The organism is Mesorhizobium newzealandense, from assembly GCF_042682145.1.
Taxonomy (GTDB): domain Bacteria; phylum Pseudomonadota; class Alphaproteobacteria; order Rhizobiales; family Rhizobiaceae; genus Mesorhizobium; species Mesorhizobium newzealandense.
The window spans coordinates 84,720-100,311 of the sequence record NZ_JBHUGZ010000031.1; the positions used below are offsets into that span (position 1 = coordinate 84,720).

The following is a 15,592-nucleotide window of genomic DNA, read 5'->3' on the forward strand; positions in this document are numbered from 1 at the left end:
CAGGAACGGCGCATCTGGCTGTCCTTGGGCGTCGCAAGCGCAACAGTCGAAGGAGTATCATCTTGGCTGTCACCATCACCTCCCTCATCCTTTTCCTGATCGGTCTGGCGCTTGGCGGCGGTGGCATTCGCTTAGCTTCGCTGGGCGGCAGCTGGTACTATATTATTGCCGGTCTCGCCTTCCTGGTCGCCGCCTGGCTGCTCTATCGGCGCCGGTCCACCGCGCTGTGGCTCTACGCGGCGATCGTGCTCGCCACGTTGGCCTGGGCTGTCTGGGAAACCGGCTTCGACTGGTGGGAACTCGGGCCGCGCGGCGGCATCATCGTGCTGGTGGCGCTGTGGCTGCTGACGCCGTGGGCGAGGCAGGGTCTTGCCGGCCCCGACGCGCGCGCGCCACTCATCCTTGCCGTGCTGGCATCGCTGGCCGTCGCCGGTTATTCGATGACCGCTGATCCGAAGGACATTGCCGGCGAACTCGGCACCGACAAGGTGGTCGCCAATGCCAACCTCGGCAACGATGTGCCGGCCGGCGAGTGGCACTATTACGGACGCACGCAGTTTGGCCAGCGCTATTCGCCGCTCGACCAGATCACGCCGGACAATGTGGCCAAGCTGCAGCCTGCCTGGACCTACCGCACCGGCGACGTGAAGGGGCCGGATGACATCGGCGAGACCACCTATCAGGTGACGCCGCTGAAGATCGGCGACACCCTCTATATCTGCACGCCGCACAATTTCGCCATCGCGGTCGATGCGGCGACCGGCAAGGAGAAATGGCGCTACGATCCCAAGGTCAAGCTCGACAAGGATCGCCAGCACCAGACCTGCCGCGGCGTGTCCTACTATGCCGATGCCGCCATCGCCGCCGGCCAGCCCTGCGCGACCCGCGTCTACCTGCCGACCTCGGACGCGCGGCTGATCGCGCTCGACGCCGCCAATGGGCAGGTCTGCCCGGCCTTCGCCGAAGGCGGCACGCTCAACCTCTTGACCAACATGCCCTATCCGAAGTCGGGCTATTACTACTCGACCTCGGCGCCGCTGATATCAGGCGGCAAGATCATCGTCGGCGGTGCGGTCAATGACAATTATTCGACGCAGGAGCCGTCAGGCGTCATCCGCGCCTACGATGTTAGCACCGGCGCCCTGGTGTGGAACTGGGATTCCGGCAATCCGGACCAGACGACGCCGCTGGCCGCGGGCCAGACCTATACCGCCAACTCGCCCAACATGTGGTCGACGCCAAGCGCCGACGGGAAGCTTGGCCTGCTCTACGTGCCGCTCGGCAACCAGACGCCGGATCAGCTCGGCGCCGGGCGTAGCGACAATGTCGAGAAATTCTCGTCGTCGATCACCGCGCTCGACCTCAACACCGGGCAGTTGCGCTGGGTGCGGCAGACCGTGCACCACGACCTCTGGGACATGGACGTGCCGGCGCAGCCGAGCCTGATCGACATCACCAAGGCCGATGGCACGGTCGTGCCGGCGCTGGTCGGGCCGACCAAGCAGGGCGACCTCTATGTCCTTGACAGGCGCACCGGCGAGCCGGTGGTTGCGATCAAGGAAGTGCCGGCGCCCGGCGGTGCCATCGAGGGCGACCACACGTCGCCAACACAGCCAGCATCGGATCTCTCGTTCAATCCGAAGCCGCTTACCGGTGCCGACATGTGGGGCATCACCATGTTCGACCAGCTGGCGTGCCGGATCGAATTCCAGGGCCTGCGTTATGAGGGTCGCTACACGCCGCCGTCCGTAGAGGGCTCGCTGATCTATCCCGGGAATTTCGGTACCTTCAACTGGGGCGGCGTCGCGGTCGATCCGGTGCGGCAGGTGATGTTCGGCATGCCGACCTATCTGGCGTTCAAGTCGCAGCTCATTCCGCGTGATCAGGTGCCGCCCCCGGACGAAGGGCGCGGCAGTGAGCAAGGGTTGAACCGCAACGAAGGCGCGCCCTATGCGGTGGTGATGGGACCGTTCCTGTCGCCGCTCGGCATCCCTTGCCAGGCGCCGCCCTGGGGCTATGTCGCGGGCGTGGATCTGCGCACCGGCACCATCGCCTACAAGCATCGCAACGGCACCGTCTACGACATGACGCCGCTGCCGTTGCCGCTGAAGGTCGGCGTGCCGGGCATTGGCGGACCGATGATCACCGCCGGCGGTGTCGCGTTCCTGGGTGCAGCCGTCGACGATTATCTGCGTGCCTATGACCTGACATCCGGCAAGCAGCTCTGGCAGGCTAGGCTGCCGGCCGGCGGGCAATCGACGCCTATGACCTACACGGTCGGCGACGGACGCCAGTTCGTGGTCATCGTCGCCGGCGGCCACGGCTCGGTCGGCACCAAGCCGGGGGATTATGTAATGGCCTACGCGCTGCCGAAATAGGGAGGGCTACTTCAGGACCAGATTGGCTTGATGGATCGTCGCCTCAGCCGAGCCCAAAATGGCTCTTCAGGCCGGGCACCGAGCCGAGCACCTCATTGGTCAGGTCGGGGCCGGCGGCTGCCTCGGCCTGCTGGATCAGCGTCGTGCCGGCCTTCTGGATCTGTGCCATGTCGAGGCCCGATGCCTTGAGCGCGGCGAGCCCGTCGACCAGCGCGCCGGCTTTTTCGCCGAGAACGCCGCCAAGCGCACCCTGCAGCGACGACAGGAAGCCACCGCCGCCGCCGGCCGGGGCGGCGGCCATGACGTCATATTGATGGGCAAGGTCGTCGGCGCCGGGGATCTTGGCGAAAAACGATGAGGCGCTCGTGCCTTCCGCCTCGTGTTCAAGCACCGAGAAAATTGTGCCGACGACCTTCTCCGTCGTCGCCTGGTCGAGGCCCGCCTTCTGCGAGACGGTGTTGACGATATCCTGGACGTTCATGGTCAGACCTCAACCTTTTTTGTGTTTGCCGGATGGCGCGGGCGGCTGCGAACCTTGACCATGGACCTCCGGCTTGCGGCAACGATCGTCGTGCGCAGCGCCAGAATGGCAGCCGCGGCAACCAGGAAGGCGGTTGCCAGGATCGGGGAAGGCATGGTCATCGGCGTTGTTCCTTTCAGATCGGGCCTTTCAGATCGTAACCGCGCCATGGCGCGGCCGAGGTCCAGCACTCTCCCCCACTATTGTGGCAACGCCATCAAGATTGGCGCCGATGACCAAAATATGATGATCCACCGCCTCAGGCCATCGCGATACAGGGCGTCACCGAGCCGTGACTGGACGATGCGAAGCTCGCCCCTATCTCGCGACGGACGAGGACACCGAAGTCGAGATCCGAGATCGAAGGAGCGCCCCATGACCGACGTCAACACCAAGCCTGCCATCACCCAGGCGATGATCGACGCCTATGACGAATACACGCATCTGACACTCGACCGCCGGCGCTTCATGGAACAGCTGACCAGGCTTGCCGGGTCGGGCGCGGCGGCGGCCGCGATCGTGCCGCTTTTGGCGGCGAATTCGGCGCAAGCGGCAATCGTCGCCGACAACGATCCGCGCGTGAAGGGCGAGGACATCAGCTATCCCGGCAGCGGCGGCGACATGAAGGGCTATCTGGTCAGGCCGGCCGACCAGACCGGCAAGGTCGGCACCGTCATCGTGGTGCATGAGAACAGGGGCCTCAACCCGCATATCCGCGACGTGGCGCGCCGCGTGGCGTTGGAAGGGTTCGTGGCACTGGCGCCGGATTTTCTGTCGCCGCTCGGCGGCACGCCTGATGATGAGGACAAGGCGCGGGACATGTTCGGCAAGCTCAATCCGGCGCAGATGGCGGCCAATGGCGTGGCAACAGTCGCTTTCCTCAAGGGCGACAAGGACGGCAACGGCAAGGTCGGCGCCGTCGGTTTCTGCTGGGGCGGCGGCACTGTCAACACGATGGCCGTCAACGCACCCGATCTCAGCGCCGGCGTTGCCTACTACGGCATGCAGCCGAAGGCCGCCGATGTGTCGAAGATCAAGGCGGCATTGCTGCTGCACTATGCCGGGTTGGACGAGCGCATCAATGCCGGCATCGACGCCTTCAAGAAGGAACTCGATGCGGCGCATGTCGAATACACGGTCTTTGTCTATGAAGACGCCAACCACGCCTTCAACAATGACACCTCGGCGGCTCGCTACGACAAGAAAGCGGCGGACCTCGCCTGGGGCCGCACGATCGCTTTCCTGAAGGAGAAGCTGGCGTAGTTGTTTCAGCGCGCCGGCTTGTGAAAGGCAACGCCGGCGACCACCAGCGCAATGCCGAGGCAATCGCTGAGGCTTGGAATCTGGCGCAGCACGATGACGCCGATCAGCGTTGCGGTGACAGGCAGCAGCGACAGCATCAGTGCAAAGCTGGCGCGCGGCAAACGCGACATGGCGAGTTGGTCGCAGATGTAAGGAATGACCGACGAGCAGATGCCGACGCCGATGGCGGCGAGAAGCAGCAGCGGTGAGAAAAAGGCCGGCAGCGCATCGGTGAAGCCGATCGGCAGCACGACAATTAAGGCGATCGCCATGGCGGCGCCGAGGCCGGCGATGCCGTCGCCTGCGCCTGCGCGGGCGACGCGGTGGCCGAGCACGATGTAGCCGACGAACAGTGCGCCGTTGATGAAGGCCCAGAACAGCCCGACGGGATCGCTTGACCACTTGACATCGATGAGCACCAAAGTGCCGGTGACGGCAACGGCAAGGGCGGCGAGATTGCGCGGGCTCCTGAGGCCGATCAACGCAATCCCGATGGTGCCGACGAATTCGATCGCCGCCACGAGCGAGATCGGCAAGCGGTCGAGCGCCAGATAGAAAGAACAGTTCATCACCGCCAGGCAGGCACCGAAGGCCAGCAACAGCAGCCGCGTCGGGCGATCGGCGCGGGCGAAGGTTCGCCATGGGCGGGTCAGGGGCGCGAAGATCAGCGCGGCGGTGGCGATGCGCAGCCATGCCATGCCAAGCACGCCGACATGTGGGAACAGCAGCACGGCGAATGCCGGCCCGAGATAGTGGAAAACGGCGCTGACACCGAACCAGACATGCGGCGGCAGCCTTGCCGCAAGTCCGCCAAGGACATGGCCAGCAGGGGCAGGGTTTGCCGCAAGAGCTTGCGTTTGATCATCCATCGGATCAGTATCGCAGGCAGATATGCTGATTTACATGGATGGTGGTTGGCTCTTCTGGCTATCTTTCGCCCAGAAGCAAGGAGATTTCCATGAAACGCCTTCGAACTGAAGGTGCCGACCTCGATGCGGCGGATATGAAGATCCTGCGCGTGCTGGAAAAGGACGCACGCATCAGCACGGCCGAGCTGGCACGCTCGGTCGGCCTGTCTGCGCCGAGTGTCGCCGAGCGCATCAAGCGGCTGCAGGAGAGCGGCGTGATCGAGGCCTATTCGGTCAGGATCAACCCCGCCGCACTTGGCCTGCCGCTGTCGGCATGGCTGCGCATCCGACCGGTACCGGGACAACTGGCTGTCGTGGCCGAGATCATCCGCGAGCTGCCGGAGATCGCGCAATGCGACCGGGTGACCGGCGAGGATTGTTTCATCGCGCTGGCGCATGTCGGCTCGGTGGCCGAACTCGAACGGGTGATCGACCGGATCATTCCCTACGCGATGACCAACACGGCGATCATCCAGTCATCACCGGTGATGGCGCGATCGCCGCTGGCGGCGGTGAAGCGCCCGACTTGAGGGCGAGGAATCGTCGGTTCAAAGATTTTAGGCGTGGCCGCGCTTCATGCGCGCCTGTTTCAGGATGGCGCGCCAGCGGATCATGTCGAACGGGATCGGCTCGTTGTTGTTGGCGATGTGGAAGATCTCGTTGTTGACGTTCTTGAGCGAGCGCCAGAAATCATAGTCGGTGATGCGCGGATCGGCGACAAGCCTGTCCACCTCGACCTTGATGTCGGTTTTCATGCACGTCCCTCGAACCGGCTTCGCCCGCCGCCCGTATCACAACCCATGAGGATCGTTTTCGACCGCTCCGCTGAGTCGTTCAATGGCTCAATTGGCTTCTTCCCGTTAAAACCTCGGTAAGGTTAACGTGGGCGTCGAGTCGCTTCAAGCGGTCTTGCGACGAATCCCTATCGAACGGCCGGCGCGCTCCGGCATCGGCAATGCCGAATGGGCGGCGCGCATGGCTTCGACCTTGGACAGCACATCGGCGGGGAAGGGCGCCACCTTCGGCCCGGACATGTCGACATGCAGCGAAAGCGATTCGGAGGTGGCGGCGAGCCAGCCGTCGACGTGGCGGATTTCCTGGTAGACACGCAGCCGCTTGTCGTCATGGTCGATCAGCTGGAAGGTGACCGTGACCTTGTGCTCCAGATGCAGCTCCTGCACGTAGCAGACATGGACTTCCGCCGTGTAGATGGTGAGGCGGCGGTCCCTGGCGTAGTTCGGCCCCATGCCCATCGCCTCGAAGGCATCGTCCGAACAGCGGTCGAACAGCACGTTGTAATAGGCCATGTTGAGATGGCCGTTGTAATCGATCCAGTCCTTCTCGATGTCCATGGGTTGGGAGACGAAGGGGGCGGAGATGGGCATCGAAACTTCCTTGTTCTGGTGCTCGGATACAGCGGGCTGGTCTGGACAGAGCGTGGCCGGTGAGACTACGCATCCATAAATGCATAACAAGGGTGGACGCTGGTCCATTCGCGGAGGAATTCATGGCCCTGAGCGACCTCAACCCGGTCGAACGCAACGAGGAAGGCATCGCGGCGGTGCTCGGCATCCTCAAGCAAAGGCTGGGCGAGCACTTCCAGACCGGCCAGGCGACCCGCGCGCAGCACGCCCACACCACCACCTATATCCCGACGCAGGCGCCGGACGGCGTCGCTTTTCCGGAGACGACGGCCGAGGTACAGGAGATCGTGCGCGCGTGCGCCGCGCATCGGGTACCGGTGATCGCCTTCGGCGTCGGCTCATCGCTGGAAGGCCACACCAACGCACCGGGCGGCGGCATCTCGGTCGATACGTCGGGGATGAACCGCATCCTGGCGGTCAATCCGCAGGATCTCGACTGCACCGTCGAACCCGGCGTGACGCGCGAGGATTTGAACCGGCATCTGCGCGACACCGGCCTGTTCTTTCCGATCGATCCGGGCGCCAATGCCTCGCTCGGCGGCATGGCGGCAACGCGGGCGTCCGGCACCAATGCGGTGCGCTACGGCACGATGCGCGAGAACGTGCTGTCGCTGACAGCCGTCATGGCCGACGGCGAGACGGTGACGACCGGCAAGCGCGCGAAAAAGAGTTCGGCCGGCTACGATCTGACACGGCTGCTGATAGGCTCAGAAGGTACGCTCGGCATCATCACCTCGCTGACGCTGAAGCTGCAAGGCATCCCGCAGGCGATCTCCGGCGGCGTCTGCCCGTTTCCGAGCGTCGAGGCGGCCTGCAACGCGGTCATCGCAACCATCCAGATGGGCATTCCGGTGGCGCGCATCGAACTGGTCAACGCGCTGCAGATGCGCGCGATGAAGATCTATTCGAAGCTCGACTATCCCGAGAGCCCGTGCCTGTTCGTCGAATTCCACGGCAGCGATGCCGGCGTTGCCGAGCAGGCAGAGACCTTCGGCATGATCGCCGAGGAGAATGGCGGCGGGCCATTCCTGTGGACCAGCGTCGCCGAGGAACGGACGAAATTGTGGAAGGCGAGGCACGACGCGTACTGGTCGTCGCTGACGCTGCGGCCGGGCGCCAAGGGGTTGTCGACCGATGTCTGCGTGCCGATCTCGCGCTTTGCCGAATGCGTCACCGAGACCGAAGCCGATATCGCCGAAATGGGATTGATCGCGCCGATCGTCGGCCATGCCGGCGACGGCAATTTTCACGTGCTGGTGCTGATGGACGTCGACGACCCCAAGGAGATCGCGCTGTCGGAAAAGTTCGTCGCGCGGCTCAACATGCGGGCGATCGCCATGGACGGCACCTGCACCGGCGAGCACGGCATCGGCCAGGGCAAGATTGGCTTCCTGCGCCATGAACTCGGTCATGGCGTCGACATCATGCGCACCATCAAGCAGGCGCTCGATCCGCTTGATATCATGAACCCCGGCAAGATCCTGCCGGGCGCCGGTAGATAGATGTCGGCGGCCGAGACCCTTCTGCCGATCGAGGTGCCGCAATCGTCTGCCGGCGCTCCCCTGCCTCACGTCTTCGCGGATGAACGCAGACTGCTCGTTGCTTATATCGTCAACATTCCAGATCCGTCATTCGATGGCACGAATCCGCGCTCGGTTTCGCCTGTAACGGGCAACCAGTCCGTCGCGATCCTGACGGCAGACCCTTATCTGGCATTTCAATTCGGCCCGCCGAACGACGAAGCCATCAGCGGCCACCGTCTTTACGCGCTGGGCTTGCGGCCCTACGGGTCATTTGAAGTTCTCAACTCCTCGTGGATCGCTTCCCTGGAGCGGGCAAATCGAGTTCATTCGTCCCACAGGCCTGAAATGTTTTCAAACGCCGGCATTTCATCCTGACGTTCCACGATTCGACGCTGGAATTCATTGCCGGGCGTTTTTCGGCCAGCCTACACGAGGGGGCAGTCTTGAGCGTTTTGATGGAGGCGGCCGGACACCAGGCGCCCATGCGCCAGGTCAAACCGGTTCGCTTACCTTGACAGGCTTCTAAGGCGCAGTTGATGCAGGCTTCTCCTGCGCGCCCTGAACAAGTGTCTGCAGCATGGGGCGGGTTGGCGCGAAGAACGTCGTGCCGGTGTGCGGCGTGGAGAAATCGAGCAGCCGGTCGTAGGCGCCTGGCGGGTCACCGATGTACATTCGCTGCAGCATCTTCTCGATCACCCAGAGATACCTGCTATAGCCGATAAAATAGGTTCCGAACTCCTGCCGCCCCGGCTGGCCGAAGGGCATGTTGTCGCGCAGGATATCGTATTCATTGCCATCGGCATCCTCGATGGTGGCCAGCGACTTGTGCGACTTGCGCGGCGCATCGTCATCATCGATTTCGATGTTGTCGATCTTGGTACGACCGATGATCTCTTCCTGGAGGGGCGTTGGCGTTCGCGCCCACGCATTAAGATCGTGCAGATATTTCTGAACGACGACATAGCTGCCGCCGGCGAAATCGGCATCCTCGTCGCCGACCAGCGCCGAGGCGGGCAGATCGAGGCCGGTCGGGTTGGCCGTGCCATCGACGAAGCCGAGCAGGTCACGCGCATCGAAATAGCGAAAGCCCGACACCTCGTCGACGACAGTCACCGTGCCACCAAGACTATCGAGCAGAATTCGCTCGAACTCGAAGCACATGTCTGGGCGCTCGGACCGGATATGGAAGAGGAGGTCGCCCGCTGTCGACGGCGCCGAATGAACCGCCCCCTTGATCGGCGCAAACGGTTTCAGTTCGAGCGGCCTTCGGTCTGGGCAGAGACGATCCCAGAGATCGCAGCCGATGCCGGCAATGCACGACAGGCGCCCGGAAAGGTCGCGGAAGCCGACAGTCTTGACGAGATCGTCCAGTCCGCCGAGCACCGAGCCGACCTTGGCGAGCGCGCTCTGCTCGCTGGCGACGGTGACAACAAGAAAGACCGCCGACAATGACAGTGGAGCGTCGACGCTTTGCGCGTCGATCGGCACGCGGTCCCAGTTCTTGCCCGACATCCGAAAACACTCCGCTTTTCCCGGATTTGTTTCAGATCATCCGACATCGCGCAACACTGGATGAATTGCCTCTTTATCGACACGCGGATGCGGGTAGAGTGCGGCAGAATTTCAATCAACTCGTTCGGAGCTGATGCTCGCACGCCTGTTCGTGATCTTTGGTGGCCTCTTTGTGCTGGTGCTGTGTGCGGCGCTGGTGGTGCCGTATTTTGTCGACTGGACCGGCTACCGTGCCGAGTTCGAGCGCGAGGCCAGCGCCATTCTCGGCCGCAAGGTGACCGTGCAGGGCGACGCCACGGCGCGGCTGCTGCCGTTCCCCTCGGTGACCTTCTCCAATGTCGCGGTCGCCGGCGGTCCGAATGGCCAGCCGGCCATGACCGTCGAGACGTTTTCGATGGATGCCGAGCTGGCGCCCTTCCTGCGCGGCGAAGTGCTGATCTTCGACATGCGGCTGGTGCGGCCAAAGGCGACCATCGATATTGCCAACAACGGCACGGTCGACTGGGCGATGCGGCCGTCCTCGCCCTTCGACCTCAACCAGATCTCGATCGAAAAGCTGACGGTGACGGAAGGGCAGATCGAACTGCGCCATGCCGCCGGTGGGCGCAGCCATCTCATCTCCGAGATCAACTCGACCATCTCGGCCAAGTCGCTGGCCGGCCCGTGGCGCATGGACGGCACGCTGCGGCTGGACGGTCTTCGCACCACGGTCGATGCCTCCACCGGCAAGGCCGAAGGCAATGGGCAGATGCGGCTTCGGCTGAAGGCCGATCCCGATGCCTATCCGCTGGTCATCGAGACCGATGGCAATGCCGGCCTCGTCAACGGTGCAGCCGTCTATTCCGGCCAGTTCAAGATTTCCGGTGCCGACAAGAACAGCGCCGCGCTGCGCGGCACCGATGGCGAAACGGTGAAGGTCAGCGCCGGCAAGCCCGATCCGGGCTTTCGGCTGAACGGCAAGTTTTCGCTCGACCACCAGAAGCTCGGCGTCGACGAATTCCGCTTCGAGACCGGACCGCTCGACAATCCCTATACCGCCGATGGCAAGGCCTCTGTCGATCTCGGGCTGAAGCCGAGCTTCGCCATCGAGGCGAGTGGCGCGCAGGTGCAGTTCGACGAGGCGGTGGGGGCCGAGGCCGGCGCCGGGGCGACGCTGGACCAGCGCATCGCAGCGCTCGAGCAAGCGTTGCACGAGCTGCCGAAGCCGACCATACCGGGCACCGTCGAGGTCAAGCTGCCGGCAGTGGTCGCCGGCGACACCACGGTGCGCGACGTTCACCTTTCCGCCGAGCCGACCGATGGCGGCTGGTCGGTGAAATCGCTCGCCGCGACCTTACCCGGTCGCACCACGCTGGAAGCCGATGGCATGCTCAGCGTCGAGGATCATTTCGGCTTCACCGGCTCGCTGCTGCTGGCAGTGGCGCAACCTTCCGGCTTTGCCGCCTGGCTGTCGAAGGATGTCGACGAGGCGATCCGCCGTCTGCCCGCCGCCGGCTTCAAGGCCAAGGTCGATCTCTCGGAAAAGCGCCAGGCATTCAGCGATCTCGAACTGATCCTGGGCAAGGCGAAGTTTTCCGGCCGCATCGATTCCAGCCAGCCCGACGACGCCAAGCCGTCGGTGCTGATGCGGCTCGAAGGCGGCGAGCTCGATGTCGACGGGCTGGCGGCCTTCGCCTCCATCTTCGTCAGCGACAAGGGCGCCAACCGCTTTGCCGACCGCGACCTCGATTTCCAGATCAAGGCCGGGCCGGTCAGCGCCGGCGGCCTGACCGCCGACACGGTCGACACGGCGCTCAGGCTGCGCGACGGGCTGCTTGAAATCGACCGGTTGTCGATCGGCGGGCTTGCCGGCGCCTCGATCAGCGCCACCGGCCGGATCAAGGATTTTCCAGCGAGCCCGACCGGCAAGCTCGATGCTTCGGTGGTTGCCGTCGATCTCAAGCCGCTGATCGACGTCGCCGCCCAGCATTATCGCGACAATGCGGTGCTGAACGGGCTGGCAAGCCGCGCCGCGGCCTATCCCGAGCTGTTCCAGGATGCACGCGTCGACCTCGTGGCAAGTGCTGCCGACAATGGCGATGGCACGACCGGGCTGGCGGTGAGCGGACAAGGCAAGGCCGGCGGCTCTGCCTTTTCGGCGTCGCTGTCGGGGAAGGGGGCTGCGGACAAGCTTCTCGAAGCGCCGGTGAGGCTGACCTTCAACGCCAAGAACCCCGACGCCACCGCGCTGCTGGCGCTCTACGGCCTGCCGGCGCTGCCGCTCGGCATGCTGGGCGAGGCAAGCACGGACATCCAGGCCAAGGGGACGCTTGGCGGCGGCCTGGCGACAAGTTTCAGCCTTGCCGGCGACGACTTCAAGGCCGGTTTCGAGGGGACGCTCGCCGATACGTCGCAAGGCTTCGCCGCCAAGGGCAAGCTCAGCCTCGATGCCGCCGACATCGAACCGTGGCTGATGACGACCGGCATCGGCCTGCCGGGCATGGGGGCGGGCATGTCGGCGTCGTTTTCGGCGCAGGGCGACTATGGCAACGGCCTGCTGGTGCTGGGCGATCTCAATGGCGCCCTCAACGAGGCGGCGGTGTCGGGTGACGTCAATGTCGACGTCAAGGACGGCGTGCCGCATCTGGCCGGCGCGCTGGCGCTCGACGAACTCGACCTCGATCCGACGGCGGTGGCGCTATTCGGCGATTCCGCGTTCCTCGGCGACAAGAATCGCGGGTGGCCGGCTGCTCCGTTCAGCCAGAAATCCAGCCTGCCGTTCACTGCCGATCTCGACCTGACGACGGCCGCACTTGCCGCCGGTCCGTTCGCCACCGCCTATGACGCCGCCTTTTCGCTCAAGCTCGACCAGGAAGGCATCCGGGTTTCGGATCTCAAGGCGAAATTCCTCAATGGTGCGCTGACGGGCCTGTTCGAACTGAAGAACAATGACGGCACCGGGCTTTTCAGCGGCCAGATGAAACTGGCCGGCGCCGATCTGGCGAGCGTGCTGCCGGATGCCGGCATCAGCGGCAATGGCGATTTCTCGACGGCACTCTCGACCAGCGGCAAATCGGTCGATGGTATGGTGGCCGCCCTGTCCGGCTCCGGCACGGCGACGCTGAAGAGCTTGCAGGTCGCCGGCGTCAATCCCGATGCGTTCAACGCGTTTCTCGCCAAGGCGGATGCGATCGGGCGCGACATCGATGCGGCCAAGACCGCCGGCTTCGCGCCGCAGATCGCCGCCGATGGCAGCTTTGCCGCCAAGGATACCGACATCGCCTTCACGGTTGCCGGCGGCACACTCAGGGCACCGCCGATCAACCTGGAGAATCCGGCAGCGACCTTGTCCGCCGACATCACGGCCGACCTCAACGCAGCCATGGTTTCCGCCAAGGGCGCGATCACCTATCGGCCTGGCGACGAGGCGCTGGTCGGCTCCGAGCCGGTCGTAAATTTCACTGCCGAGGGGCCGTTCGGCGCCGTGAAGCGGCAGTTCGACAGCGAGCCGCTGGCGCAGTTCCTGACCCAGCGCGCGCTGGAAAGGGAACAGCAGCGCGTCGAGGCGATGCAGGCGGCGCTGCTCGAAAAGCAGCGGCTGCGGCGCGAGGTGCGCTACTACGCGGCGCTGCAGGATGCGCGTGACAAAGCCGCCGAGGAACTTCGCCAACGGGAGGAAGCGGCGCGGCTGAAAGCCGAGGCCGACGCCAAGGCCAAGGCCGAAGCGGAGGCGCAGGCCCAGGCTGAAGCCGACGCAAAGGCGAGAGCCGATGCCGAAGCAAAAGCTCAGGCCGACGCGGAAGCGAAGGCCAAGGCCGATGCCGAGGCCAAAGCAAAGGCGGATGCCGACGCCGAGGCTGCGGCCGAGCAGCAGGCCGCCGACGAGGCAGCCAAGGCGCAAGCCGACGAGCAGGAGCGGCAGAAGGCGGAAGAAGCGATGCGCATCGCTTCGCAGGAAAAGGCCAGGCTCGAGGCCGAACGCAAGGCCGCGCAACAGGCTCCGAAGGTGGAGCGTGCGCCGCTGCCGGGGGTCAACTACAATCTGCCGCCGGCCAAGCCGAAGTCCAACCCGTTCACCATCGACAATCTGTTGAAGTCGTTGCAGTAGGGCAGACCCTTCCCGTCGTTCAATCCGACGGGGTAATTGTTCAAAGAAGGGACATCTCGGCGCTGTCGGCGACGTAGCGGGCGTGACGAAAATCGCGAATGGCGGCAAGCCTGCCCTCCTGCCATCCCAGCAGCACAAAGTAGGACGGCCGCGCCGTAGGGTCGCCGGGATCGCAGACGAGGACTGCCGCCCGACCTTCGACGAAGCCCGGCACGAAACGCCAATCCTGGACCCGCGAATAATTGTGGAAGTAGGTGCCCACTTGCTTGCGACCATCCAGCCGCGCCCTGGCCACCAGCTCCAGACGCACCTCGTCTGCCAGCATGTCGCGCACCGCGTCGAAATCGCGGGCGTTGAAGCGATCGATGTAGGCGTCGAGGAGCAGGCGTTCGGACGCACTCAGCCTGGGGGAAGGGCGATCCTCGGGTTCATCGGCGAGCTGGCGCAGGCGGCCGCGGCCACGGTGCAGCGCCGCCTTGATGGCGGGGATGCTGGTGTCGAGCATGGCGCCGATCTCCTGCAGCGAATAGCCCAGAACGTCCATCATGATGACGCTGCTTCGTTGTGCGACGGGCAGGCGCATGAAGGTATGCAGGCCGGCGGCCGCGGCCTGACGGTCGACGGTGGGGTTGGCCGGGTCGACGATCATGTCCGGATCCTCATCGGAAAAGGCCTTTTCGCGGGCGCGCCGGCGCAGAAAGTCGAGCGCCGCATTGTGGGCGATGCGGAACAGCCAACCCTGCGGATTTCCGATCGGGCCGGCGTTGGGCAGGGCTTCGAACGCCTTGGCCAGGGCTTCCTGCAGCACGTCCTCACCGTCGATGACCGAGCCCGTCATGCGGGCGCAATAGCGGTGCAGCTTGGGGCGCAGTTCGCCGAACAGGCGATCGAAGGGCTCGCGGGTCCCGCCGGGAATGGGAATGTTCATGTGCGTTCCCGTGATGTCGTCGGCTCCTACCGGTCCAGCATCCGATAGCTGCCCACCACGGTCATTTCCTCGCGTTGTGGGCGTTCGATGCAACGATCCCTGAAGCCATTCTGAAAGGCCTCGAATGCCGCCAGCCCGGTGATAAGGTCCGCATGGGCATCTGTTTCCGTTTCGACCAGATGGACAAAGGTTCCGTCGCCGGCCCGCAATGTCATGTAGCGAACGCCGTCCGGAGCTTTTTCGGCGAGCTCCTGGAAAACAGCCTTGACCAGCCGCTCGTTCTCGTCGGCCTGTTCTGGCTTGATCTTGTAGCGTATCAGATGGCGTTTCATTTTGGTTGTTCCTGTGATCGTATTTCGCCTTGCAGGCGCGCTCTTGTCCGAGACGTTCCCATGAAGCCAAAGGATTCGGGGTGCCGGGAAATGATTTCGGCACCCGCTGGGACGCCGGAGTGTTCACTCGCGGACGAGCAGGCGTTTCAGCATGGGTTCGATGCGTGACAGCTCGTCGAGATGCGCGGCCGACAGTTCGGCCAAACAATCGTCGGCGCGCTCGGTCAGCCGCAGCAGCACGCGTCGGTGGTCATCCTTGTCCTGATCCCTTGCGACCAGTCCCGCCTCGCAAAGACGGTTGACCAGCTCGACGGCGCTGTGATGGCGGATGCGCAGGCGCTCCGCCAGATCGCCAACCGTTACCGGTCCGCCGCCCGGGAATCCCTTGATTGCAAGCAGCGCCTGGTGCTGGCGCGGGGTCAGGCCGGCGTCTTCTGCCTGCAACTGGCTGAATTCGAGGAAGCAGCGGATCAGGTAGCGAAACTCGGACAGCCGCTGGTAGTCGGCACGGCTGATGGCGGGGCGTAGTTTCTGCGGTTGCGTCATACCAGACATTTGTTCGTTTCCCCCCGAAAGCTCAAACAGATTTCCAGCAAAACCGGCTTGAATATTTATATCGTATTACGATACATATCCATCCGACAAAGCCGGCTGGCCGCTTCGACCGTGCCGCCTATC

Annotated in this window: 15 protein-coding genes; 6 read left to right on the top strand and 9 right to left on the bottom strand. The window is 64.2% G+C overall.

What is annotated here, in order from left to right:
* Positions 1-62: 62 nt before the first annotated feature.
* Complete coding sequence (locus ACFSOZ_RS37625; protein ID WP_379106798.1) at positions 63-2,378, top strand: glucose/quinate/shikimate family membrane-bound PQQ-dependent dehydrogenase; 2,316 nt, start codon at positions 63-65, stop codon at positions 2,376-2,378.
* Between the two features lie 43 nt (positions 2,379-2,421).
* Here ACFSOZ_RS37625 and ACFSOZ_RS37630 read toward each other — a convergent pair whose 3' ends face one another.
* Positions 2,422-2,859 (bottom strand): hypothetical protein, encoded by a 438-nt coding sequence (locus ACFSOZ_RS37630; protein ID WP_379106800.1) that lies wholly within the window; start codon positions 2,857-2,859, stop codon positions 2,422-2,424.
* Positions 2,860-2,861: 2 nt separating this feature from the next.
* On the bottom strand, positions 2,862-3,020 hold the full coding sequence (locus tag ACFSOZ_RS37635; protein ID WP_379106802.1) for a hypothetical protein: 159 nt from the start codon (positions 3,018-3,020) through the stop codon (positions 2,862-2,864).
* A 253-nt stretch (positions 3,021-3,273) separates the two neighbouring features.
* On the opposite strand from ACFSOZ_RS37635, the gene ACFSOZ_RS37640 reads away from it, so the two are divergent.
* Positions 3,274-4,161: a dienelactone hydrolase family protein gene (locus ACFSOZ_RS37640; RefSeq protein ID WP_379106804.1), complete on the top strand. Its 888-nt coding sequence runs from the start codon at positions 3,274-3,276 to the stop codon at positions 4,159-4,161.
* 5 nt (positions 4,162-4,166) lie between these two features.
* Here ACFSOZ_RS37640 and ACFSOZ_RS37645 read toward each other — a convergent pair whose 3' ends face one another.
* Positions 4,167-5,069 (bottom strand): EamA family transporter, encoded by a 903-nt coding sequence (locus tag ACFSOZ_RS37645; protein WP_379106806.1) that lies wholly within the window; start codon positions 5,067-5,069, stop codon positions 4,167-4,169.
* 89 nt (positions 5,070-5,158) lie between these two features.
* Here ACFSOZ_RS37645 and ACFSOZ_RS37650 point away from each other — a divergent pair, with 89 nt between their 5' ends.
* Positions 5,159-5,638, top strand: a complete 480-nt coding sequence (locus ACFSOZ_RS37650; protein WP_379106807.1) for an Lrp/AsnC family transcriptional regulator — start codon at positions 5,159-5,161, stop codon at positions 5,636-5,638.
* A 27-nt stretch (positions 5,639-5,665) separates the two neighbouring features.
* Here the strand turns inward: ACFSOZ_RS37650 and ACFSOZ_RS37655 are convergent, their stop codons facing one another.
* Both ACFSOZ_RS37655 and ACFSOZ_RS37660 read right to left on the bottom strand, forming a co-directional pair.
* On the bottom strand, positions 5,666-5,863 hold the full coding sequence (locus ACFSOZ_RS37655) for a hypothetical protein (RefSeq protein WP_095087062.1): 198 nt from the start codon (positions 5,861-5,863) through the stop codon (positions 5,666-5,668).
* Between the two features lie 144 nt (positions 5,864-6,007).
* Positions 6,008-6,493: a thioesterase family protein gene (locus tag ACFSOZ_RS37660; RefSeq protein WP_379106809.1), complete on the bottom strand. Its 486-nt coding sequence runs from the start codon at positions 6,491-6,493 to the stop codon at positions 6,008-6,010.
* 122 nt (positions 6,494-6,615) lie between these two features.
* Between ACFSOZ_RS37660 and ACFSOZ_RS37665 the strand changes: the two genes are divergently transcribed.
* Complete coding sequence (locus tag ACFSOZ_RS37665) at positions 6,616-8,034, top strand: FAD-binding oxidoreductase (protein ID WP_379106811.1); 1,419 nt, start codon at positions 6,616-6,618, stop codon at positions 8,032-8,034.
* Entirely contained in the window at positions 8,035-8,430 is a 396-nt protein-coding gene (locus ACFSOZ_RS37670; RefSeq protein ID WP_379106813.1) for a hypothetical protein, read from the top strand.
* A 147-nt stretch (positions 8,431-8,577) separates the two neighbouring features.
* Here the strand turns inward: ACFSOZ_RS37670 and ACFSOZ_RS37675 are convergent, their stop codons facing one another.
* Positions 8,578-9,567: a Dyp-type peroxidase gene (locus ACFSOZ_RS37675; protein ID WP_379106815.1), complete on the bottom strand. Its 990-nt coding sequence runs from the start codon at positions 9,565-9,567 to the stop codon at positions 8,578-8,580.
* A 133-nt stretch (positions 9,568-9,700) separates the two neighbouring features.
* Between ACFSOZ_RS37675 and ACFSOZ_RS37680 the strand changes: the two genes are divergently transcribed.
* On the top strand, positions 9,701-13,654 hold the full coding sequence (locus tag ACFSOZ_RS37680) for an AsmA family protein (protein ID WP_379106818.1): 3,954 nt from the start codon (positions 9,701-9,703) through the stop codon (positions 13,652-13,654).
* A 40-nt stretch (positions 13,655-13,694) separates the two neighbouring features.
* On the opposite strand, the gene ACFSOZ_RS37685 is transcribed toward ACFSOZ_RS37680, so the two are convergent.
* The 3 genes from ACFSOZ_RS37685 to ACFSOZ_RS37695 all read right to left on the bottom strand — a co-directional run bounded on the left by ACFSOZ_RS37685 (position 13,695) and on the right by ACFSOZ_RS37695 (position 15,469).
* Entirely contained in the window at positions 13,695-14,582 is an 888-nt protein-coding gene (locus ACFSOZ_RS37685; RefSeq protein WP_379106819.1) for a sigma-70 family RNA polymerase sigma factor, read from the bottom strand.
* Between the two features lie 26 nt (positions 14,583-14,608).
* Entirely contained in the window at positions 14,609-14,914 is a 306-nt protein-coding gene (locus ACFSOZ_RS37690) for a hypothetical protein (RefSeq protein WP_379106821.1), read from the bottom strand.
* Positions 14,915-15,037: 123 nt separating this feature from the next.
* Complete coding sequence (locus tag ACFSOZ_RS37695) at positions 15,038-15,469, bottom strand: MarR family winged helix-turn-helix transcriptional regulator (protein WP_379106823.1); 432 nt, start codon at positions 15,467-15,469, stop codon at positions 15,038-15,040.
* Between the last annotated feature and the right edge of the window lie 123 nt (positions 15,470-15,592).

Bases quoted from the DNA above. Each gene is read 5' to 3' on its own strand.
- ACFSOZ_RS37630 (WP_379106800.1), bottom strand. From the start codon at position 2,859: ATGAACGTCCAGGATATCGTCAACACCGTCTCGCAGAAGGCGGGCCTC.
- ACFSOZ_RS37635 (WP_379106802.1), bottom strand. From the start codon at position 3,020: ATGACCATGCCTTCCCCGATCCTGGCAACCGCCTTCCTGGTTGCCGCG.
- ACFSOZ_RS37640 (WP_379106804.1), top strand. From the start codon at position 3,274: ATGACCGACGTCAACACCAAGCCTGCCATCACCCAGGCGATGATCGAC.
- ACFSOZ_RS37645 (WP_379106806.1), bottom strand. From the start codon at position 5,069: ATGGATGATCAAACGCAAGCTCTTGCGGCAAACCCTGCCCCTGCTGGC.
- ACFSOZ_RS37650 (WP_379106807.1), top strand. From the start codon at position 5,159: ATGAAACGCCTTCGAACTGAAGGTGCCGACCTCGATGCGGCGGATATG.
- ACFSOZ_RS37655 (WP_095087062.1), bottom strand. From the start codon at position 5,863: ATGAAAACCGACATCAAGGTCGAGGTGGACAGGCTTGTCGCCGATCCG.
- ACFSOZ_RS37660 (WP_379106809.1), bottom strand. From the start codon at position 6,493: ATGCCCATCTCCGCCCCCTTCGTCTCCCAACCCATGGACATCGAGAAG.
- ACFSOZ_RS37665 (WP_379106811.1), top strand. From the start codon at position 6,616: ATGGCCCTGAGCGACCTCAACCCGGTCGAACGCAACGAGGAAGGCATC.
- ACFSOZ_RS37670 (WP_379106813.1), top strand. From the start codon at position 8,035: ATGTCGGCGGCCGAGACCCTTCTGCCGATCGAGGTGCCGCAATCGTCT.
- ACFSOZ_RS37675 (WP_379106815.1), bottom strand. From the start codon at position 9,567: ATGTCGGGCAAGAACTGGGACCGCGTGCCGATCGACGCGCAAAGCGTC.
- ACFSOZ_RS37680 (WP_379106818.1), top strand. From the start codon at position 9,701: ATGCTCGCACGCCTGTTCGTGATCTTTGGTGGCCTCTTTGTGCTGGTG.
- ACFSOZ_RS37685 (WP_379106819.1), bottom strand. From the start codon at position 14,582: ATGAACATTCCCATTCCCGGCGGGACCCGCGAGCCCTTCGATCGCCTG.
- ACFSOZ_RS37690 (WP_379106821.1), bottom strand. From the start codon at position 14,914: ATGAAACGCCATCTGATACGCTACAAGATCAAGCCAGAACAGGCCGAC.
- ACFSOZ_RS37695 (WP_379106823.1), bottom strand. From the start codon at position 15,469: ATGTCTGGTATGACGCAACCGCAGAAACTACGCCCCGCCATCAGCCGT.